A 21628-nucleotide genomic window follows, 5' to 3' on the forward strand; every position below is an offset into this window, starting at 1 on the left:
TGAGGTGATGACGACGTGAGCATCAGCGTGCCCGAGCAGACCAGCTCGGGGATGGAGGTCGCGAACAGGCTCGTGGCCGAGACCCGCGACCAGGTCGACCAGGCCGAGGCCCCGCCGCGCCGGGCCCGGCCGTGGCAGCGCTACCTGGAGGCCGACCTCGGCCTGCGGGAGTACTGGTACCCGGCGGCGCACTCCGGCGAGCTCGCCGAGGGCGGCACGCACAAGGTGAAGATGCTGGGCGAGGAGGTGCTGCTCGTCCGCAAGAACGGCAAACTGTATGCCGTCGAGGACCGCTGCGCCCACCGCGGCACCCGCTTCTCCGAGCGGCCGCTGGTGCTCTCCGAGGACACGATCACGTGCTGGTACCACACGTGGACGTTCGATCTGGAGGACGGCGACCTGCGCTGCATCCTCAACGAGCCGGGCACGGCGCTGGCCGGCAAGACCGGGGTCCGCGCCTACCCGATCACCGAGGCCAAGGGCCTTATCTTCGTCTACGTCGGCGACGCCGAGCCGCCGCCGCTGGAGGCCGACGTCCCGGCGAGCTTCCTCGCCGACGACATCGTCATGCACTACGCCGAGCCGAACGTCATCCGGGCGAACTGGCGGCTGGCGCTGGAGAACTCGTTCGATCCCGGCCATCACTTCATCCACAACTGGTCGCAGTATGTGATCGAATCGGGCTTCCCGATGACCTTCGGCTATGTCGCCAAGCCGGGCGAGGAGGCGGGCGAGGTCAAGTACGTCGTCGACACCACCGGGCCCAAGGGCTTCTCCCGCTGCACGCGGACGACCGAGCTGATCTTCTCTGCCGTCATCCCGGGCAAGGACGGCCGGCCGGACACCACCTACACCGCCCCGGCGGCGGTCGGCCGCTCGCACCAGGAACTGGTCGACGCGTTCATGGCGATGCCGCCGATCGACGTGGGCATCTGGCTGCCGTCCTGCAACGAGACGGTCAACTTCCCGAGCGACATGATCACCTACGACTGGCTCGTGCCGATCGACGAGAACACCACCCGCAGCTTCATGATCGGCGGGCGGGTCTGCGCGACGGAGCAGGAGGCCGCCGACTGGCGCGGCGAGGTCGGCCGGGTCGAGTGGCTGGTGCCCAGCGTCGAGAAGTTCCTCGTCGACGACAACGCCGCGCGCGAGAGCATGCAGACCTTCTACGAGACCGAGAATGGCTGGGACCGGGAGCGCCTCTACCGCCCCGACCTCGAGATCACCATGTTCCGGAAGTTCTTCAGCGAGCACGCGCGGGCGATCCAGACGCCCGACAAGCTCGTCGCGCCGCGCAGCCGGCGCAACCCCACCCGGGGACGGACCCGATGAGCGAGGAGCCCGCGGCCGGGGTGGCACTGCCGCTGGACGCGGTGAGCGCCGAACCGCCCGGCGCCGACGGCGGCGCCGAGGTGACCGGGGTGTCCGCGCCGGTCCCGGCGTCGAGCCCGGCGCCGCTGCCGGGTACGCCGCTGGCCGGGCGGATCGCGCTGATTACCGGCGGCACGCAGGGCATCGGGCTCGGCGTGGCCGAGGCGTTCCTCGCCGCCGGGGCGAGGGTCGCCGTCGTCGGGCGGGACAAGGCGAAGATGGACGCGGTCGTCGAGTCGCTGGCGCCGCTTGGCGAGATCATCGGCATCCAGGCCGACGTGACCATCGTCGCCGAGGCGGCCCGGATGGTCTCGGCCACCGTCGACCACTTCGGCGGGCTCGACATCCTCGCCACCGTCGCGGGCGTCTACGAGGGCGCCGCGCTGCTGGACGCGACCGAGGCCGACTACGACTACCAGTTCGACATCAACGTCAAGGGCACGTACTTCTGCGCCCAGGCGGCGGCACGCTACCTCGTCGACCAGGGCCGGCGCGGGAAGATCATCACCGTCGGCTCGGTGGCCGGGCTGCGGGCGTTCCCCGGGGTGTCGGTGTACGGGGCGACGAAGGCGGCCGTCGGCTTCCTCACCCGGGTGCTCGCGGGGGAGCTCGCGCCGCACGGCATCAACGTCAACTGCGTGGTGCCCGGCAGCATCGACATGCCGACGAACAAGCTGCTCTCCCCGCCGGGCGCCGCGGAGGCGTCGGCCGCGGGCACCCCGGCGCGGCGCAACGGCCTGCCCGTCGACGTCGCGGCCGCCGCCGTCTACCTCGCCTCCGACATCGCCGACTTCGTCCACGGCACCTCGCTGGTCGTGGACGGCGGCGTGGCCGCCGTGGGGTGAGCGGCCGGGCGGGGGTGCCGCCGGCTTCGTGCGCTCCCGCCACCAGCTTTCACGTCAGCCTGTCGCGCCGGCCGCCGGCCGCCGCGCCCGGGCACCGGGAGTCACGTCCGTGTCCCCCGGTCACCGCGCGCGGCGGGTGCGGCGAGCGGCGGGGCACCGACCGGGCAGGAGAGTCCGATGGCGTTGGGATCGATCAGTTGGAACCTGGTGTGGGCGCACGACATCGGCCCGATGACCGTCTGGTACCGCGACGGGCTGGGGCTGCGGCTGATGACGTCGACGGCGCAGTCCGCGGTGTTCGACACCGGGCCGTGCATCCTCGTGCTCATCGGCCGCCACGACAACGGCCCGGCGAACAACCCGCCGTTCACCGGGTGGGAGCGTAACCAGGTCCTGTTCACCTTCAGCGTCACCGACATGGACGCCACCCTCGCCGAGCTCGCCGGGCGCGGGGTCACGCCGGTGCACGTCGCCCCGGTCGTCATCGACGGCGACGACGCCCCGAAGTGGCGCGTCGCCCAGCTCATGGACCCCGAGGGGAACATCGTCGAGCTGTGCGACGAGCCGGTGCGCTGGTTCGCGGGCGTCGATGCCTGACGGGGGTGCCCTCGCCGAGCTGGGGGAGCTGCGGGCGCGCTTCGCCCGGTCCGGGATGGTGCGCCGCATCGGCTGGGGGGAGCGCCCGGCGGTCGTCGTCGTCGATCTGATCCGGGGATTCACCGATCCGGCCTGCCCGCTCGGGGGAGAGCTCGGCGAGGTGGTCGAGGCCACGGGTGCGCTGCTGGCGGCCGCCCGTGCGGCGGGGGTGCCGATCTTCTGGGCGATGGTGCGCTACCGCCCCGACATGGGCGACGCGGGGGTGTGGCCGGCCAAGATCCCCGCGCAGCGCCTGCTCGTCGAGGGCGGCCCCTGGGTGGACCTCGACGAGCGGCTCGACGCCCGGCCCGAGGACGACCGGGTCGTGAAGAGGCACGCGTCGGCCTTCCTCGGCACCGACCTCGACGTCCGGCTGCGCCGGCTCGGCGTCGACACGGTGCTGGTGGCCGGCGCGACGACCAGCGGCTGCGTGCGGGCAAGCGTGGTGGACGCCTGCGGGTTGGGGTTCCGGCCGATCGTCGTGCGGGAGGCGGTCGGTGACCGGGCGACGCTCGTGCACGAGGTGAGCCTGTTCGACCTGGACGCCAAGTACGCCGACGTCGAGGACCTCGCCGCCGTCGTCGCCAGGCTGGCCGCCTGGCCCGGCCGGACCCCGGACGCGGGCCGGCCCGTCCCAGCCATCCCACCCGTCCCAGCCATTCCACCCGTCCCAGCCATTCCACCCGTCCCAGCCATTCCACCCGTCCCAGCCGTCCGGCCCGGACAGACCTCCGACGCGCAGCAACCCGCCCGGCCCGGGCGGGCCGTGCATGCCCTGCCCGGGGAGTCCCGGTGAGCGTCCACCCGAACTGCCTCGACGTGGCGACCGCCTGCCGGGTGCTCGCCGCGGACGGGCAGGACCACTTCTGCTTCGGGCATGTCAGCGTCCGGATGCCGGACGGCGGGCTACTGGTCAAGACGGCGGGGGCGTCTCTGGCCCGAGTGGGGCCGGGGCACGTCGCCGAGGTCGGTCCCGACGGCGCGGCGCGCACCCCCGGGCTGCGCCTGCACGAGGAGACCGCCCTGCACCGGGCCGTCTACGCCCATCGCGACGACGTGGGGGCCGTCGTGCACACCCACCCGCTCGCCGCCCAGACGGCGACGCTGTTCCCGCCGATGAGCGGCGGCATCCTCAGCCAGGACGAGGTCCCGTTCGCCGCCGGAGTCGCCTGGTACGACGACGCCGACCTCGTCGCCGACGCCGGGCGCGGGCGGGCCTTCGCCCGCTGCCTGGGGTCCGATCGGGCGGCGCTGCTGCGCGCGCACGGGCTGGTCACTGTGGGCCGCGACATCGTGGAGGCCACCGCTCTCGCGTTGTTGCTGCACCGGGCGTTGGCGGTCCGGCTGGCGGCGATGGCGGTGGGCCGGCCCCGCTCGATCGACCCGGTCACGGTGACGCGGTTGTCGGCGGCCTTCGAGGCCGGTCACGCCGGGCGGATGGCGGCGATCTGGGCGGACGCCGTCGCCGCGCTGGACCTCCCCTGGTCGGCCGCCCTCGGCCCGGGCGGGCTACGACCGGCCCGACCGGTCCAACCGGAGGACGACGCCCCCGGCCGGGGCCCGTACGGGCGGGTCGATGGCGTGGCGGAGACGGGATCATGACGATCTGGACGCATCCGACCAGCCTCGTCGAGGCGCTGGCCGCCCTCGCCGAGCCCGGCGCCGCGGCCGCGGCCGGCTGCACCCGCCTGGCCTTCGACCTCGCCAACCCCCGCCACCGGCCGGCGCACCTCGTGTCGCTGCGCGGCCTGCCCGACCTCGCCGCCATCACCGCCGGCACCACCGCCGAGTGGACCGTCGAGGGGACCGCCGGCGGGGGCCTGCTGCTCGGGGCGATGGCCACGCACGCGCAGGTCGCCGCGCACCCCGCTGTGCGCGCCACGCTGCCGGTCCTCGCCGAGGCGTTCGCCCGGGTGGGCAACGTGCGGGTGCGGGGGGTGGCCACCGTGGGCGGTGTGCTGGCGGGCGCGGGCTACGCCTGGGATCCCCCGACCGTGCTGCTCGCGCTCGGTGCCAGGGTCCGCATCGCCGGATCGGGCGGGGCGGTCCGGGTCGTCCCGCTCGACGAGTTCTACCCGGCCCCCGGCACGACCGTCCTGCGGCCCGGTGAGCTGATCATCGCGGTCGAGGTGGACGCGCCTCCGACTGGCACGGTCGGGCGGTACCAGTCGTTCAGGACCCGGTCGGCGGAGGACACCACCTGCCTGGGAGTCGCGGTGACGATGCGAGTCGTCGACGGGGTCTGTGCGGGGGCCCGGATCGTGATCGGCAGCGGGACCCCGGTGCCCGTGGGGTTCGGCGACATCGATGCCGAGCTCGTCGGCCGGGCACCGGACGAGGCGCGCATCCGCGCCGTCGCCGACGCCTACGCCGACGCCGTCGTCTGCGTCGACGATCTCAAGGCCAGCGCCGCCTACCGAGCCGAGATGGTCCGCGTCTGGGTCCGCCGCACCCTCGCCGCCGCCCTCGCCGAGGCGGCCGCGACCCCGGCTGGGACGGCGGGCTGATGCTCGACGCGCGCGTGAAGGTGACGGGCCGGCTGCAGATGGTCGGCGATCTCGCCGGCGCCGACGTCGGCCCGGGGCTGCTGCACGCCCGGCTGCTGACGTCGACCGAGCCGCACGCCCTGATCCGGGTCGACACCGCCCAGGCGCGCCAGACGCCCGGCGTCGCCGCGGTCTACTCCGGGGCCGAGCTGGAGGCCGCCCTCGGGCGGCCCGCGCGGTTCGGCCCGATCCTGCGGGACCAGCCGCCGCTGGCCGTCGACCGGGTCCGTTACGCCGGCGAGCCGATCGCGGTGGCGCTCGCCACCGACCCGGATGCCGCCGACGCGGCCCTCACCCGGGTCCGGACGACCTACCGGCCGCTGCCCGTCGTCACCGAGGCACGCACGGCGTTGGCGGCCACCGCCGACGCCGTGCTGCACCCGCGGGATGCGGCGGCGTCCGAGGCCTTTCCCGACCTGCGCCTGCGCCGGCGTTCCGGCAGCAACCTGGTCAACCACTTCGTCATCCGCAAGGGCGACGCCGACGCGGCGATGGCCCGCGCGGAGCATGTCTTCGTCGACCGGTTCACCACCCCCGCGATGCACCATGCGGCGTTGGAGACGCACGTCGCCGTCGCCGTGCCCAGCGCCGAGCGGATGGTGGTGTGGGCCGCCAGCCAGACGCCCTACAAGCTTCGGGTCCAGCTCGCGGAGATGCTCGGCGTCGCCCTCGACCGGGTCCAGGTGCGGGTGCTCCATCTCGGCGGGGCGTTCGGGTCGAAGTGCTACGCCAAGATCGAGCCGCTGGCGGCGTGCCTCGCCCGGATCACCGACCGTCCGGTGCGGGTCTGTCTGGACCGGGCGCAGGCGTTCACCACGGTGACCCGGCACGCGACCGAGAGCCTGCTGGTGACGGGGGTGCGCGCCGACGGCCGGATCACCGCCCGCCGGGTGACCGCCTGGTTCGACGCCGGGGCGTACGCCGACATCAGCCCTCGGGTGATCAAGAACGGGGCCTACGGCTACGGTGGTCCCTACGATGTGGCGGACATGTCCGTCGACGTCTACGCGGTCTACACGAACCGCCCGCCGGCCGGGGCGTTCCGCGGGTACGCCTCGCCGCAGGCCGCGTTCGCCTACGAGGCCCAGTTGGAGCTGATCGCCCGCCGGCTCGGGCTGGACCCGGTGGCCCTGCGCCGGCTCAACCTGCTGCGTGACGGGTCCCGCAACGTCACCGGCGAACTGATGACGGACTGCCACTACGACGAGCTGCTCGACGCCGCGATCCGCGTACCTGGCCCGGATGGGGGAGGCCGGCCGGGACGGCCACCCCGGGGGCCCGGGACAGCCGCCCGATCGGACCAGGCCGACCTGGCAGGCGGACCGCACCGCCCGTCCGGGGCGGTCGGGTGTGGACCGGATGGAAGCGGGGAGCGGCGGGTCCGCGGGCGGGGGGTTGCGGTCACGGTGAAGGGGACGAACACCCCCTCGGTGTCGCAGGCGGCGGTCGCGCTCAACCGTGACGGCAGCGTCCACGTGCTGACGAGCACCGTCGAGATGGGCCAGGGCGCGCATCTCGCCCTCGCGCGCCTCGCCGCCGAGGCGCTGGGGATCGACGTCGCGCTCGTCTCGGTCAGCCTGCCCGACACCGACGTCACCCCCTACGACCAGCAGACCAGCTCCAGCCGTTCGACGATCGCGATGGGCGCCGCCGTGCAGGACGCCTGCCGGGCCCTGCTGGAGCGGCTCGCCGACCTCGCCGCCGGGCACTGCGGGGTGCCCCGGCAGGCGGCCCGAGCGGGGGGCGGGGAGGTGCGGGCCGGCACCGCCCGGTTCGGCTACGGCGAGCTGGTCACCGCCGTGCGGGCCGGGCAGCTTCGGTGCGAGGGGTCCTACACCTCGGTGGGCAGCCTCGACCACGACACCGGACAGGGCGTCGCCTCGTCCCGCTGGCACCAGGCGACGGGGACCGCCGAGGTCGAGGTCGACCTGGACACCGGCCAGGTCCGGGTGCTGAGCTACCACGCCGCGGTCTGGGCGGGCCGGGTCGTCAACCCGGTGGAGGCCCAGATGCAGGTCGAGGGCGCGGTCCTGCTCGGGCTCGGCTCCGTGCTCGGCGAGGAACTGCGCCTCACCGACGGCCGCCAGGTGACCCGCGACCTGCTCGACTACTGCCTACCCGCGCTCACCGACACACCGCGGATCACCGTCGAGCTGCTCGGCCGGCCGACCGACCCGATCTACGGGCTGGGGGAGACCGCCGTCCCCCCGGTCGCACCGGCCGTCGCCGCCGCGGTCGCCGACGCCACCGGCGTCGTCGTCACCGACCTGCCGTTGCGCCCCGAGAGGGTGCTCGCCGCTCTGCGTATCCCCACGGCGGACCAGACCCCCGCCGCCCACCAGACCCCCGCCGCCCAGCAGACCCCCGCTGCGGACCAGGCCCCCGTTTCGGACCAGGCCGCCGCCGCTTACCGGTGCCGGGCCGCAGACCAGTCCCGGGCCGCTGTCGCGGTCTCAGGGCGCGCCGCTCGCACGATCCCCGGCCATGAGGAGACCCAGTGACCCCGGACGACCGGCACACACTCACCCTGGAGGTCAACGGGGACGTGGTCGAGGTGTCCGTGCGGGGTCATCACACCCTGCTCGACGTGCTGCGCCGGGAGCTGGACCTGGTCGGCGCAAGGCCGGGCTGCACGGCCGGGGTCTGCGGGTCGTGCACGGTCCTGCTCGACGGCGCACCGGTCAGCTCCTGCCTGCTGCCCGTGGAGCAGGTCGGCACGCGGGCCGTGCGCACGGTCGAGGATCTGGCCCGCGACGGGGAGCTGCACCCGGTGCAGCAGGCGTTCATCGACCACACCGCGTTCCAGTGCTCCTACTGCACGCCCGGGTTCATCCTGACGGCGGTGGCGCTGCTGGCCGCCGAGCCGGACGCCGACCGCGAGCGCATCCGCACCGTGCTCGCCGGCAACCTGTGCCGGTGCGGCAGCTACGTCAAGATCCTCGAGGCGGTCCTGGACGCCCGCGACCGGCTGCGCGGCCACCCGCCCGCCGTCCCGCAGCCGCAGGCCGGGTCTGAGACCAAGGCCCAGCGCAAGTCTCAGGCCGAGGCCGAGGCCGTGGTGCAGGGGCGGCCAGAGGTCGAGGGTTGGCGGTGAGGGCAGCCGGTCGGCGGGTGCCGGCCAGCGACGGCCCGGACCGGGTCACCGGCCGCTTCCCGTACGCGATCGACCTGACCCCGTCGGGATGCCTGCACGCGGCGCTGGTGCGCAGCCCGCACGCGCACGCCACCCTGCGCGCCGTCGATGTCGCCGCGGCCCGTCGTCAGCGCGGCGTCGTCGCCGTCGTCACCGGCGCCGACCTGGAGAAGTGGGCGGCGTCCACGGACGCGCCGTACCCGTTCTTCGGGCCGGTGCTGCCCGACCGGCCGGTGCTCGCGATCGGCCGGGTCCGCTTCGCCGGCGAGCCGGTGGCGGCCGTGATCGCCCGCGACCTGGACACCGCCCGCCAGGCCGCCGCCGCCATCCGGGTCGACTACGACCCGCTACCCGCGGTGTTCACCCCGGACGCCGCGATGGCCCCCGGCGCGCCCAGGCTGCACGACCACGTGCCGACCCGGGACGTCATGACCTTCCCCGACCTGGTCCTGCACACCGAGGACGGCGGCAACGTCTGCAACCACTTCCGGCTGCGCCGCGGTGATGCCGACGCCGCCCTCGCCGCCGCCGACCACGTGCTCGCGCACGAGTTCCGCACCCCGCAGCAGCAGCACGTGCCGCTCGAACCCCATGTGACGATCGCGACGGTGCGCGGCGGGTCGGCCGACATCTGGACGTCGGCGGCGTCACCGTTCACGGTGCGCTCGCAGGTGGCCGAGACGCTGCGGCTGCCGGAGAGTCGGGTGCGGGTGCGCATCCTCAACGTCGGCGGGGCGTACGGGGCGAAGACCTACCCGCGGCTGGAACCGCTGGTCGCGGTGCTCGCCTGGGTCGCCGACGGCCGCCCGGTGCGCGTCGAACTGACCCGCGCGGAGGAGTTCGCCACCGTCGCCCGGCACAGCTCGCTGGTCCGCATCCGCTCCGGATTCACCGGTGACGGCACCCTGCTCGCCCGCCGGGTGGAAATCCTCTGGGGCGCCGGCGCCTACGCCGACATCTCCCCCCGCACGATCAAGAACGGCGGTTACAGCGCCGCGGGCCCCTACCGCATCCCGAACGTTTCGATCGACTCCTACGCCGTCTACACGAACACCACTCCGGCCGGCGGGTTCCGCGGCTACGCCATCCCGCAGGTCGCCTGGGCGTACGAGAACCACACCGATCTGATCGCCGAGCATCTCGGCCTCGACCCGGTCGAGCTGCGCCGGCGCACCCTGCTGACCCCCGGCGACGCGTTCGCCACCGGCCAGCCGATCGAGGACTTCCACCTCACCGACCTGCTCGCCACGGTCACCCGACGGATCGGCTGGGACACCGGCCCCGCCGGCACCCGCCGCCGCGAGGTCGCCCCCGGGGTCGTCCGCGGACGCGGGGTCGCGACCATTCTCAAGACGACGGTGACCCCGTCGACGTCCACCGTCGCGCTGAAGCTCGACGAACAGGCCAACCTCACGGTGATCTGCTCGACGGTGGAGATCGGCCAGGGTGCTCGCACGGTGCTGGCCCAGATCGCCGCGGACGCCACCGGCGTCGCATTGGACCGGGTGCACGTCACCTACCCGGACTCGGCGACGACCGCCTGGGACCAGACCACCAGTTCGTCGAGGTCGACGCTGATGATGGGCGTCGCGGTCGAGCGGGCCGGCGCCGCCCTGCGCGCCCGGCTCGCCGCGCTGGCCGCGCCGTTGCTGGAAGTCGCCGAGGACGCCGTCGAGGTCCGCGGCGGCCGGGTGCGGGCGGCAGCAGCCCCGACCGGCGGCCCGGCGCCGGCCGGCGAGCCTGCTCCGGCCGGGGGTCCTGGTCCGACTGGGGGTCCTGCTCCGGCTGGGGGTCCTGGTCCGATCGGCGGGCTCACCTACGGCGAGGTGCTCGACCGGGCGAAGGCCGGCGGCCTGACCGTCTCCGAGGTGCACGCGAGCGACGGCGGGCTCGACCCGGACACCGGCCAGGGCGTCGTCACCCCGCACTTCTTCCACGCCGCGGCCGGCGCCGAGGTCGAGGTCGACCTGGAGACCGGCGCCGTGCGCGTCGTCGACCTGCACGTGGAGAGCTACGCCGGGCGGGTCATCCATCCGACGTTCGCGGAGCTGCAGTGCGAGGGCAACGTGGCGTTCGGGGTCGGCCAGGCCCTGTCCGAGGCGATGCGGTGGGGCGGCGACACCGGTGCCCTGCTCACCGACAGCCTGCTCGACTACCGAATCCCGTCGGTCCGGGACCTGCCGGACACCTTCAGCGTCGGGATGACCGAGGACCCGGCCGGCCCGGAGGGGGCGCGCATCCACGGTCTCGGCGAGACCGGCTCCCCGGCGGTGCCCGCCGCGATCGGCAACGCGGTCGCCGAGGCGCTCGGCCGACACGTCCACGAGCTGCCCCTTCATCCCGAACGAGTCTGGGCGGCCGCCCGCGACGCTACGCCGGTCGGCGCTGGAGTCGCTGCCGCTGCGGCGGTCGACGGGGGAGCCGCCGATGGCCCAGATGGCACGGCCAGGCCCGCCCGGGTGGGCGGCAGGCTGGGGGGAACCGGCGACGCGACGGGACCGGCGCGGTGAGCGGGCCTCGCAGAGTCGATGGTCGCGCGAGGGCGGGCGAAGACCACGCCCATGCGAGTCGGGTGCACCGCGCGGGGCGAGAACCGGACCGTCACTGGTGATCTTCGCGTGCGACCCGCCGCGGGCCGGTGACATCATGGCGGGATGGACCCACGATCCGCCGGGCCCGGCGTGCTGGCGGGTACGGCAGCCGTGCTGTCGAGGGCCGAGGCGCTGCTGGCCGATGACGGGCGGTACCTACTCGGGATCGCGGGGCCGCCGGGCGCGGGGAAGAGCAGGCTCGCCGACTGGCTTGCGATGGAACTCGACCTGCGCCAGGGCACGAGCCCGCGGCTCGTCGCGCAGGCGCCGATGGACGGCTTCCACCTGTCGAACGGCACGCTCGCCCGGCTCGGGCTCGCTGATCGCAAGGGTGCCCCCGAGACGTTCGACGGCGCCGGCTACGCGGCCCTGTTGGCCCGTCTACGCGCCGGCGGACCGGGGACGGTGGACGCGCCGTCGTTCAGCCGCGTCCACGACGCCCCTGTCCCGGGTGCGCACCGGATTTCGGCCGCCGTGCGGCTGGTGATCTGCGAGGGGAACTATCTGTTGCTGGACACCGGGGCATGGGCCCAGGTGCGCGCATGCTGCGACGAGACGTGGTTTCTCCAGACCGGCGAGGAGATCGCCCGGACCCGTCTGATCGCCCGGCACATCGCCGGCGGGCGGACCGCGGCGGCCGCCCGCATCCGGGTGGAGGAAAACGATCTCCGCAATCTGCGCCTCGTCAACGCGACCGCGTCGCGCGCCGACTACCTGGTACGGCTGGCCCCGGACGAACTGGGCTCGTCCGCTCCCTGAGGGGGGAGGCCGCGGATCAGCCACGAGCGCGTGCCGAAGCTTCCGACCGACCGGGCGGCGACCCGCGACGCCGCCGCGAGCGCGGCCACCAGACCGGCGGTGGTGCGGCGCGGCAGCCCCGCGATGGACCAGGCGAACGCGCCATGGAACACGTCGCCGGCGCCGAGGGTGTCCACCGCGTGGACGGCGGGGGGCCTGATCTCGCCAGCGGCGTGGGCGGTCGCCCACCGGACTGGGCCGGGGCCGTGGGTCACCGCGGCGAAGGAGGGCCCGTGCGCCAGCAGATAGCGCAGCACCGCATCCGGGTCGCCGACGCCGATTCCCGGCGGCCGGAAGGCGGAGCCGCACAGCGCCACGTCGACGTGGAGGAGCAGCCGCTCGGTGCCTGGCTTCCAGGAGCCGCCGTCGAACACCACGGGCGGCCACCCGGCCGAGGTCGCTGTCCCGCCCGGCCCCGCCGGCACCGCCGCCGGTGGGGTGCCGGCTGATGCGGGCATTGCCGTTGATCCCGTCGTCCTGGACCGGCGGGCTGCCAGGACGCTGACGGCGACGTCGAGCTGATGGCCGTCGACGAGGACGACGTCCGCCCCGGCGAGCAGGGCCCGCGCGGCGTCCGCGGCGAGCGGCGCGGCGACCGGCAGCGCGCCGTGCGCCGACACCACCGCCCGCTCCCCGGCCGCGTTGACCATGATCGCTGAAACCGGCAGGACCTGCTCTCCCGGCCGCAGGTCCCGGTGCCGGATTCCGAGCGTGGCGAGATCCGCCCGCGCCGCGGCGGCCAGCGGCCCGGAGCCGACCGCGCTGACGAGTGTGGCCTGACCTCCGAGATGGGCGAAGGCCACGGCCGCGCCCGTCGCCGGCCCGCCCGCGGCGACCACCAGATCGTCGGCGACGATCTTCTCGTCCGGCCCGGGTGGTTGTCGGACCAGGTAGATCGTGTCGAGGGTGGTGAGGCCGACGAACAGCCCCGCCGGCCGTCCGGCCACCTCCCCGACCGGCCACGCCTGCTCCCCGCCAGCCTGCTCCCCGCCAGCCTGCTCCGCCACGCGCCCTCCCGTCATCGGCCCGGATCCAGTCTGGATGGCTTACGCCGGGCAGGAATCGGTGCCTCCGTCCGAGTATTCGGGCAACTGCGTTTCGGCGCAAAGGTGTCACCCTGCCGAGTGGGGACTAATATGGCGGTATAACGCCTTAACGTTCATCGCGAAGGAAACATCATTGTCGCCCTGAGGGTTCTCTTTGTCGTGGCGGTAAAAGATTGATGTCGTTTCCTTCCGTACTCTTCTTAAATTGGTCCGCCTTAGTTAGACAGGCGGCGTGCTTGAACGAGTGGCGCGCCGGTGGGGCGCGAGTGTGGTGTTGCTGGCTGTCACCGGTGTGGCCGGTGGCGTGATGTACTGGCCGGCCGGCGAGGCGCCCGGGTCGTCGGGGCTCGGCGGTCCGATGGCTGCCGGCGTGCCCGCCGCGGTGTCCGCCCCGGCGTCGGCCCCGCGGGCGGGGGGCCTCGGAACCATCAGCCCGGCGCTGGCGCGACGCCGCGTGGAGGCCGCGGGGACGGACGCGCCGTCGTCGGTGCTCGGCACGGCGCTGGGGCCCGCGGCGCTCGCCGTGCCCCGGCTGCGTGCTGCGGCGGTCGCGCCGCGCACCCCGTCCTACGTGCTCGCAGACGGTGTGGCCAGGCCCGCGTCTCCCGCCTCGACCGCGCCGGCGACGGACGGCGCGGTCGCGACGGCGCGGGCCGGCGGTCTCGCCGCGATCGAGCCGGTCGCGGCGGTGCGTGGTACCGCGTCGAGCGGCCTGGCTGCGCGGTTCCGCGGCTACCTCGCGGGCCGGCCGGGGCACGTCAGCGTCGCCATGTACGACGCGGTCGCCGGCACCACGGCGGTCTACACCGACCCGGCGGCCGCCGGCTACGAGACGGCGAGTTCGGTCAAGCTCGACATCCTCACGGCGCTCGTGCAGCGGGCGGGCGCATCGGGGCGGCTCACGGCCCGCGAGCAGGCGCTCGCCCGGCGGATGATCTCGGTCAGCGACAATGCGGCGGCGAGCGCCCTGTGGGCCGACGTCGGCGGCGCGCGCGCGATGAACGCCTTCTTCGCCCGTCTCGGCATGCACGCGACGACGGCGGGCCCGGGCGGGAAGTGGGGCCTGACCCGGACCACCGGGGCCGACCAGCTCGCGGTGCTGCGCGCGATCGCCTACCCGGGCACCTTGTCGCCCGCTGGGCGCGCCACGGTGAGCGGCCTGCTGAGGACCGTCATCCCGGCGCAGCGGTGGGGCCTGACCGGGGGCGTTGCGGCGGGGGCCACGGTGGAGCTGAAGAACGGCTGGCTGCCCCGCACCAGCGGCTGGGTGATCACCAGCCTGGCGCATGTCCACGGCGCCGGACGCGACTACATCATGGCCGTCTACACGAAGAACGGGCCGAGCATGCGGTCGGGCGTCGCGACGGTGCAGGGCCTGTCCGCGCTGGCCTGGAAGGCGGCGAGAAGCTCGACGGCCGCCGGGTAGCGACGGTGCGGCGGCGGCGGCCGCGGGCCCGGGCCCGCCGCGGTCGTCGTCCCCCGTCGCGTGCGTTGGACCGGGAGCTGTACCTCGGCCCGCGACGGGGGTGCGTGGGTGCTGCTGATGCTGGGGTCGCCGTAGCGGTTGGATCAGCCGCTGAAGCGGGCGACGGCTCGCATCTTGTTCATCGCGTCGAGCGCCGCGACCTTGTAGGACTCGGCCAGCGTCGGGTAGTTGAAGACGCTGTCGACAAGGTAGTCGATGGTGCCGTTGCACCCCATCACCGTCTGGCCGATGTGGATCAGCTCGGTGGCGCCGGTGCCGAACACGTGTACCCCGAGCAGGCTCCGATCCTCGGGGCTGACCAGCAGCTTCAGCATCCCGTACGAGTCACCGAGGATCGCGCCGCGGGCCAGCTCCCGGTACCGGGCGATGCCCACCTCGAACGGGATCGCGAGCTCGGTGAGCTCGTCCTCGGTCCGCCCGACGTAGGAGATCTCCGGGATCGTGTAGATCCCGATCGGCATGAGCTCCGCCCGCATCGCGTTGACGTTCTCGCCGCACGCGGCATAGGCCGCCAACCGGCCCTGCTCCATCGAGGTCGCGGCGAGCGCCGGGAAACCGATCACGTCGCCGACGGCGTAGATGTGCTCGACCTCGGTGCGGAAGTCGGAGCCGACCTTGATCCGGCCGCGGTTGTCCGCGGACAGCCCCGCCGCGGGCAGGTTGAGGATGTCGGTGAGCCCCTGCCGTCCCGCCGAGTACATCACCGTGTCCGCGGGCAGCTTCTTGCCGCTCTCCAGCAGGGTGAGCGTCCCGCCGTTGTGCCGCTCGACCGACACCACCGACTCGCGGAAGCGGAACGTCACCGCGAGGTCCCGCAACTGGTACTTCAGGGCCTCGACGATCTCGACGTCGCAGAAGTCCAGCATGCGGTCGCGCCGCTCGACGACCGTCACCTTGGTGCCGAGCGCGGCGAACATCGAGGCGTACTCGATGCCGATCACCCCGGCGCCGACGACGACCATCGACCGCGGCAACCGTTCGAGGGCCAGGATCTGGTCGCTGTCGACCACCGTCCGGCCGTCGAAGTCGACCGTGTCCGGCCGCGCGGGCCGGGTGCCGGTGGCGATGATGATCCGCTCAGCCTGGACCCGCCGGTCCTCGATGTCCCCGGCCGCCCGCACGCTCACCGTGTGCGGGTCGATGAAGCTCGCCAGGCCCGTCAGCAGCGTGACGTGGTTGCGGCTGAGCTGGTTGCGGATGACATCGATCTCTCGGCTGATCACATGTCTGGTCCGGGCGGACAGATCACCCACGGTGATGTCGTCCTTGACCCGGTAGCTCGACCCGTACAGCTCGCGCTGCGACATGCCGGTCAGATAGAGAACGGCCTCCCGAAGCGTCTTGGACGGGATCGTGCCAGTGTTGATGCTGACACCGCCGATCATCTCCCGCTTGTCCACGATCGCGACCCGCCGGCCGAGCTTGGCTGCCGCGATCGCAGCCTTCTGCCCGCCGGGTCCGGACCCGATGACGAGGACGTCATAGTCGAACACCGTCACCTCCCCGCATTCTTTCCGGCTCCCGGTGAAGCAGAGGCTATCTGGCTGGAGCGGGCGGGTCGGCATGTTGCACGGTCTTGTTACGTTTATTTCTTCTCCGCGCTTTCCCCCGGGGGTTTCAGCCACGCGATATCACGGGCTGTGTTCGAGAGTAACCCGTCCGTGATGACCGAGACGTGCCGGCGGCGGGTGGCACACCCGAGCCGAGCCGAGCCGAGCCGGTCCGCCGGCCGTACGCCGCCGGGGCGGGTCTACCGCGCGACGGTGTCGAATGATCTTCGCGGGCCCGCTCGAAATTTGTGCCGCCGCCACCCGTAACGAACGCGCCGCCGTCTCGTTAGACCTTGGGCGGGGGTCGTGGAGGCTGTCTGGGGGGTCTTCCACGACCCCCGCCGCGCCGCCGCCGCGTCGCCGCGCTCGGGACGGACGCCCACCCGTTGGCGGGAGGTGCGCTGGGAGCGGTGACGGGCGGGGGGAGCGGCGCCGGACGCCGGCTCCGGAGTGGTCCACCGGAGCCGGTCCGTCCGGCCGCTCGTCGACGGATGGGCCACCGACGAGCGGGTCATCGACGGGTGGACCGCCGACGGGTGGACCGCCGACGGGTGGACCGCCGACGGGTGGACCGCCGACGGGTGGACCGTCTACGAGTGGACTGCCTACGGGTGGGTCATCGAGAGCACGTCGAGGGCGGCGTCGAGCTGGGCCTCGGTGAGCTTGCCGGCCTCGATGTAGCCGCGCTCGATCACCACTTCGCGGATCGTCTTCTCCTCGGCGAGGGACAGCTTCGCGACCTTGGCCGCCTCCTCGTAGCCGATGTACTTGTTCAACGGCGTCACGATGGACGGCGAGGACTCGGCGTAGCGGCGGCAGCGCTCGACGTTGGCGACGATCCCGTCGACGCAGCGGTCCGCGAGCAGCCGGCTGATCGTGGACAGGATGTGGATCGACTCCAGCAGGTTGCGCGCGATCACCGGCAGCATCACGTTGAGCTCGAAGTTCCCGGCCGAGCCGCCGAAGGCGACCGCCGCGTCGTTCCCGACGACCTGCGCGACGACCTGGCAGACCGCCTCCGGGATGACCGGGTTCACCTTGCCGGGCATGATCGACGAGCCGGGCTGCAGGTCCGGCAGGTGGATCTCCCCGAGGCCGGCCCGCGGCCCTGACGAGGCCCAGCGCAGGTCGTTGGCAATCTTGTACAGCGAGATGGCGATGACCCGCAGCACCCCGGACGCCTCGACCAGGCCGTCCCGCGACGCCTGCGCCTCGAAGTGGTTGCGCGCCTCGGTCAGCGGCAGGTTCGTGTTGGCGGCGAGTTCCTCGATCACCGCGGCGGAGAAGCCGGGCGGGGTGTTGATGCCGGTGCCGACGGCCGTGCCGCCCAGCGGCAGCTCGCCCACCCGCGGCAGGGCCACGTTCAGGCGCTCGACACCGAGGCGGACCGCCGCGGCGTAGCCGCCGAACTCCTGACCGAGCGTCACCGGCGTCGCGTCCATCAGGTGCGTCCGCCCGGACTTCACCACGTCCGCGAACTCGGTCTCCTTGCGGCCGAGAGAGGCGGCGAGGTGCTGCAGCGCCGGGATCAGCTCCTGCACGATCCCCTGGGTCGCGGCCACGTGGATCGACGACGGGAAGACGTCGTTCGACGACTGCGACGCGTTCACGTGGTCGTTCGGATGCACCGCCCGGCCGAGCCGCTCGGACGCCAGCGACGCCAGCACCTCGTTGGTGTTCATGTTCGACGAGGTGCCGCTGCCGGTCTGGAACACGTCCAGCGGGAACTGGTCGTCCCAGTCGCCGCGCGCGACCTCGGCCGCCGCGTCCGCGATCGCCTCGGCGATGTCGGCGTCGAGCACCCCGAGCTTGGCGTTCACCGTCGCCGCCGCCGCCTTGATCCGCGCGAGCGCCTGAATGTGCGCCCGGGAGATCCGCTGGCCGGAGACGGGAAAGTTCTCCACCGCCCGCTGCGTCTGGGCCCGCCACCGGGCCGATGCCGGCACCCGGACGTCGCCCATGCTGTCGTGCTCGATGCGGTATTCCTGCTCGCTCATGCGCCCGTTCTCCCGATGTTCCGTCGCCGTTGACCTGCATCTGACCAGCACCACACGCCGGTGCCCACCACCCGGCGAGAGGCCGTCTGGACAGCGGCCCCATCGCCCGACCCTAGGACATGCCGGGCGACTGGTGCCCGCGCCGCACGGGCGCATGGGAGCTCTCACACCATCCCCCGCAAAGCGCCTTCGGCGCTTTGCGGGGACCCCTGGTATTGGGCGCCGTGCGGGTTTCGGTCAGCTCGCCTTCGGCGATCTCCCCTGGGCCTGGTGGCCGGGGTGGTGGGGCGAATCTGGTGCGATCATGGTTTGGCGGGTGCCGCCGCACGCCATGCCCGGCAGTGTGCATGGGAGCGGGGCTACCTGTTCCTTCTGGGGGGACGAATCGGGCGCGGAACCCCCCAGAAGGAACAGGCAGGCGCTTTCCCGCGCATCCGCTGCCGACGCACGAGCCGTCGTCCGGTCTGCGACCCGACTCAGCCACACCGCCTGCTGTCACGGAAAGTGATAGTTGGACGGGAAGCGGGCTGCCGAGGCGGTGCACTATGTGGGGAACCCGGGGGAGTGGCAGGTCGGGCCGGCCGGCAGGGACGGGGAGCGCGGCGCCAATGAGAGACGCCCACTACCCTGCCGCGTGGCGTCGATGCCACGGGGCGGGGCAGTGGGCGTCGTTGTCTGGGTGGTGCCGCTACCGCTAGGAAGCGGCGGTCTCGCGCTCGCGGGCGCGGATGTCGCGGCGCAACTCGGGCGGGAGGGCGAACAGGAGGTGCTCGTCGGCGGAGGTGACCTCCTCGACGTCGTTGAACCCACGCTCGGCCAGCCAGGCCATGACGCCGGTGACCAGCTCCTCGGGAACCGAGGCGCCGCTGGTCACACCGACGGTCTCGACGCCGTCGAGCCAGCTCGCGTCGACCTCGGTGGAGTCGTCGACGAGGTAGGCGGCGGGGGCGCCGGCGTCGAGCGCGACCTCGACCAGGCGCACCGAGTTGGAGGAGTTCGGCGAGCCGACGACGATGACCAGGTCGACCGCGCTGGAGATCTCCTTGACGGCGACCTGCCGGTTCTGCGTCGCGTAGCAGATGTCGTCGCTCGGTGGACCCTGCAGGTGCGGGAAGCGCTCGCGCAGGGCCTTGACCGTCGTCTGCGTCTCGTCGACGGAGAGGGTGGTCTGGGAGAGGAAGGCGACGTGCTCGGGGTCGCGCACCTTCACCTTGGCGGCATCCTCGGGACCGTCCACCAGGTGAATGCGGTCAGGCGCCTGGCCAGTGGTGCCGACGACCTCCTCGTGGCCCTCATGGCCGATGAGTAGGATGTCGTAATCCTCGCGGGCAAACCGACGCGCCTCGGAATGCACCTTGCTGACGAGCGGACAGGTTGCGTCAATGGTGCGCAGTTGACGCGAGGAGGCCTCCTCGTGCACGGTCGGCGCGACCCCGTGCGCTGAGAAGACCACGGTGGCGCCCTGTGGTACCTCGTCGGTCTCGTCAACGAAGATCGCGCCCTTGGCCTCCAGCGTCCGTACGACGTGGAGGTTGTGCACGATCTGCTTACGTACGTAGACCGGCGATCCGTAGAGCTCCAGCGCCTTCTCCACGGTCACGACAGCTCGATCGACACCGGCGCAGTAGCCGCGCGGCTTGGCAAGAAGGACCCGGCCCATGCTGGGCAGTCTACGCGGTGAGGGGCCTGCTGGAAGAGCCGCGGGCGATGCATACCCGGATGGCGACATCGTCCGGTCCGCCTCGCGCCACGGTCACGCGCACTCTCCCCGACCTGTCGGACGCACCGGCTACGGTGCCCGAATGGCCCTGACCTCGACTCCCGAACAGCCCTTGCCGGTTCGCACGGTCTCGCGAGCCGTCGGCGACTGGGTCCACCGGCTCGGCCGGGTGTGGGTTGAGGGACAGGTCACGCAGCTCGTCCGCCGTCCCGGAATGGGCACTGTTTTCCTCACCCTCAGGGACCCCGTCGCGGACGTGTCGCTGCGGGTCACCTGTCCGCGAGCGGTCTGTGATGCCGTCGGCCCCGCGCTCGTGGACGGCGCGCGGGTCGTCGTGTGGGGCAAGCCGTCCTTCCACCCCGGGCGCGGCACCCTCGCCCTCGCGGTGGTGGAGATCCGCCCCCTCGGCGCAGGCGCCCTGCTGGCTCGGCTGGAGCAGCTCAAGGCCACGCTGGCCGCGGAGGGCCTGTTCGCGGCGTCCCGCAAGCGGCGTCCGCCGTTCCTGCCGGCGGCCGTCGGATTGATCACCGGGCGGGCCAGCGCCGCGGAGCGCGACGTCGTCGAGAACGCGCGGCGACGCTGGCCGGCGGTGCGCATCGTGCTGCGGGAGGTCGCCGTCCAGGGCCCGCTGGCGGTGTCCCAGGTCATCGACGCGCTGCGCGAGCTCGACGGCCGGACCGAGGTCGAGGTGATCGTTATCGCCCGCGGCGGCGGGTCGCTGGAGGATCTGCTGCCGTTCTCCGACGAGGCGCTGCTGCGCGCCGTGGTGGCCGCGCGCACCCCGGTCGTGTCGGCGATCGGACACGAGCAGGACGCGCCGCTGCTCGACTTCGTCGCCGACGTGCGCGCCTCGACCCCGACGGACGCCGCCAAGCGGGTGGTGCCCGACGTCGGCGAGCAGACCGCCGTGGTCGCCCAGTTGCGAGGCCGCGCGCGGCGGGTCGTCGAACACCGGCTCGAGCGGGAGGAACGCCGGCTCGCCGACATGCGGGGCCGCCCGGTCCTCGCGGCGCCCGCCCGCGACCTCGCCCGGCGCTCGGACGACGTCGCCGCCCTGCTGGCCCGTTCCCGCCGCTGCGTGCACCACGCCCTGGACGTCACGGCGCGCGATCTGGTCGCCACCCGCGCCCGGGTGCGCGCGCTGTCCCCGGCGGCGACCCTCGATCGCGGGTACGCCGTCGCGCAGCGCGCGGCGGACGGCGCGGTCGTGCGCGACCCCGCGGAGGTCGGACCGGGCGAGCGGCTCACCATCCGGGTGGCGGGCGGCGCGTTCGGGGCCGCGGCCAGCGAGGACTAACGGGACCCCGGCCGCGGGGGAGCGGATCGGTGTCAGGCGGGGCGGGGTGTCAGGCGGGGCGGGTGGGGTCGGCGGCGGCGAGCCGGGCGCGGGCGCCGTCGAGCAGCGCCTGGCAGGTCCGGGCCAGCTCCTCGCCGCGCTCCCACAGCGCCAGTGACTGCTCCAGTGTCACTCCGCCGGCCTCGAGTTGGCGGACGACCTCCTCCAACTCGGCGCGGGCGGTCTCGTAGCTGATCGCCGGCGCCGCCTGGGTGCCGCGCACTGCCGGCGCGCCGGCAGCGGTCGGCGCGCCGCCGGCGGTCGGCGAGCCGACCACGGCCGGCACGGCGGGGATGCCGGGCGCCTCCGGTGCGTCGGAGTTCGGTGCGTCGGAGTTCGGTGCGTTCGAGTTCGGTCGGGCGGCTCGCCCGGTGCCGGGAGAGTCGCCTACCGTCGTGGATCCAGGACTTTCAGACATCGCCACCTCCGCGCCCCCGCATACCCAATTCCAGGCCAATGCGTTGCCATGGCCCGATCGTGACGCCTCGTGCCTCCGCGCGGCTCGGGCGCAATTCGACGTGGCGTGTCACGAGTATTCCTGACCGGCGCCGACGCCACGCCGGGTGTCAC

17 protein-coding genes are annotated in these 21628 nt (G+C 73.6%); 12 read left to right on the forward strand and 5 right to left on the reverse strand.

What is annotated here, in order from left to right; all coding sequences use genetic code 11:
* The first annotated feature begins 15 nt into the window (after positions 1–15).
* The 10 genes from AC5R91_RS23160 (at position 16) to AC5R91_RS23205 (ending at position 11884) form a co-directional block, all read left to right on the forward strand.
* The gene (locus AC5R91_RS23160; RefSeq protein ID WP_495393421.1) at positions 16–1335 is read left to right on the forward strand and encodes a Rieske 2Fe-2S domain-containing protein; all 1320 of its coding nucleotides are present in this window, start codon (positions 16–18) and stop codon (positions 1333–1335) included.
* Positions 1332–2219, forward strand: a complete 888-nt coding sequence (locus tag AC5R91_RS23165; protein WP_495393422.1) for an SDR family NAD(P)-dependent oxidoreductase — start codon at positions 1332–1334, stop codon at positions 2217–2219. The genes AC5R91_RS23160 and AC5R91_RS23165 overlap by 4 nt, the downstream gene beginning before the upstream one ends.
* A 177-nt stretch (positions 2220–2396) precedes the next feature.
* Entirely contained in the window at positions 2397–2816 is a 420-nt protein-coding gene (locus AC5R91_RS23170) for a VOC family protein (RefSeq protein WP_495393423.1), read from the forward strand.
* On the forward strand, positions 2809–3651 hold the full coding sequence (locus tag AC5R91_RS23175; protein WP_495393424.1) for an isochorismatase family protein: 843 nt from the start codon (positions 2809–2811) through the stop codon (positions 3649–3651). Before AC5R91_RS23170 ends, AC5R91_RS23175 begins: the two co-directional genes overlap by 8 nt.
* A complete protein-coding gene (locus tag AC5R91_RS23180) occupies positions 3648–4457 on the forward strand; it encodes a class II aldolase/adducin family protein (RefSeq protein ID WP_495393425.1) in 810 nt (269 codons plus the stop codon). The genes AC5R91_RS23175 and AC5R91_RS23180 overlap by 4 nt, the downstream gene beginning before the upstream one ends.
* Positions 4454–5362: an FAD binding domain-containing protein gene (locus AC5R91_RS23185; RefSeq protein WP_495393426.1), complete on the forward strand. Its 909-nt coding sequence runs from the start codon at positions 4454–4456 to the stop codon at positions 5360–5362. Before AC5R91_RS23180 ends, AC5R91_RS23185 begins: the two co-directional genes overlap by 4 nt.
* Positions 5362–7902, forward strand: a complete 2541-nt coding sequence (locus AC5R91_RS23190) for a xanthine dehydrogenase family protein molybdopterin-binding subunit (RefSeq protein WP_495393427.1) — start codon at positions 5362–5364, stop codon at positions 7900–7902. The genes AC5R91_RS23185 and AC5R91_RS23190 overlap by 1 nt, the downstream gene beginning before the upstream one ends.
* Positions 7899–8495: a (2Fe-2S)-binding protein gene (locus AC5R91_RS23195; RefSeq protein ID WP_495393428.1), complete on the forward strand. Its 597-nt coding sequence runs from the start codon at positions 7899–7901 to the stop codon at positions 8493–8495. Before AC5R91_RS23190 ends, AC5R91_RS23195 begins: the two co-directional genes overlap by 4 nt.
* Positions 8492–11044, forward strand: a complete 2553-nt coding sequence (locus AC5R91_RS23200) for a xanthine dehydrogenase family protein molybdopterin-binding subunit (protein WP_495393429.1) — start codon at positions 8492–8494, stop codon at positions 11042–11044. Before AC5R91_RS23195 ends, AC5R91_RS23200 begins: the two co-directional genes overlap by 4 nt.
* Positions 11045–11188: 144 nt before the next feature.
* On the forward strand, positions 11189–11884 hold the full coding sequence (locus tag AC5R91_RS23205; protein WP_495393430.1) for a nucleoside/nucleotide kinase family protein: 696 nt from the start codon (positions 11189–11191) through the stop codon (positions 11882–11884).
* Here AC5R91_RS23205 and AC5R91_RS23210 read toward each other — a convergent pair.
* Positions 11836–12930, reverse strand: a complete 1095-nt coding sequence (locus tag AC5R91_RS23210; protein WP_495393431.1) for a PfkB family carbohydrate kinase — start codon at positions 12928–12930, stop codon at positions 11836–11838. The two genes, AC5R91_RS23205 and AC5R91_RS23210, sit on opposite strands and share 49 nt — an antisense overlap.
* A 271-nt stretch (positions 12931–13201) precedes the next feature.
* Here AC5R91_RS23210 and AC5R91_RS23215 point away from each other — a divergent pair, with 271 nt between their 5' ends.
* Positions 13202–14395 (forward strand): serine hydrolase, encoded by a 1194-nt coding sequence (locus AC5R91_RS23215; RefSeq protein ID WP_495393432.1) that lies wholly within the window; start codon positions 13202–13204, stop codon positions 14393–14395.
* Positions 14396–14538: 143 nt separating this feature from the next.
* Here the strand turns inward: AC5R91_RS23215 and sthA are convergent, their stop codons facing one another.
* From sthA to AC5R91_RS23230, 3 genes are all read right to left on the reverse strand, one after another.
* The gene (gene sthA / locus AC5R91_RS23220; RefSeq protein WP_041941053.1) at positions 14539–15948 is read right to left on the reverse strand and encodes a Si-specific NAD(P)(+) transhydrogenase; all 1410 of its coding nucleotides are present in this window, start codon (positions 15946–15948) and stop codon (positions 14539–14541) included.
* A 662-nt stretch (positions 15949–16610) separates the two neighbouring features.
* Positions 16611–18002, reverse strand: a complete 1392-nt coding sequence (locus AC5R91_RS23225; protein ID WP_495393433.1) for a class II fumarate hydratase — start codon at positions 18000–18002, stop codon at positions 16611–16613.
* A 694-nt stretch (positions 18003–18696) separates the two neighbouring features.
* Positions 18697–19662: a 4-hydroxy-3-methylbut-2-enyl diphosphate reductase gene (locus AC5R91_RS23230; RefSeq protein ID WP_495393434.1), complete on the reverse strand. Its 966-nt coding sequence runs from the start codon at positions 19660–19662 to the stop codon at positions 18697–18699.
* Between the two features lie 142 nt (positions 19663–19804).
* Here AC5R91_RS23230 and xseA point away from each other — a divergent pair, with 142 nt between their 5' ends.
* Positions 19805–21019 (forward strand): exodeoxyribonuclease VII large subunit, encoded by a 1215-nt coding sequence (gene xseA, locus AC5R91_RS23235; RefSeq protein ID WP_495393435.1) that lies wholly within the window; start codon positions 19805–19807, stop codon positions 21017–21019.
* Positions 21020–21068: 49 nt separating this feature from the next.
* Here xseA and AC5R91_RS23240 read toward each other — a convergent pair whose 3' ends face one another.
* Complete coding sequence (locus AC5R91_RS23240) at positions 21069–21476, reverse strand: exodeoxyribonuclease VII small subunit (RefSeq protein WP_495393436.1); 408 nt, start codon at positions 21474–21476, stop codon at positions 21069–21071.
* Between the last annotated feature and the right edge of the window lie 152 nt (positions 21477–21628).

The sequence above is a fragment of the Frankia sp. BMG5.60 genome (genome assembly GCF_059428125.1).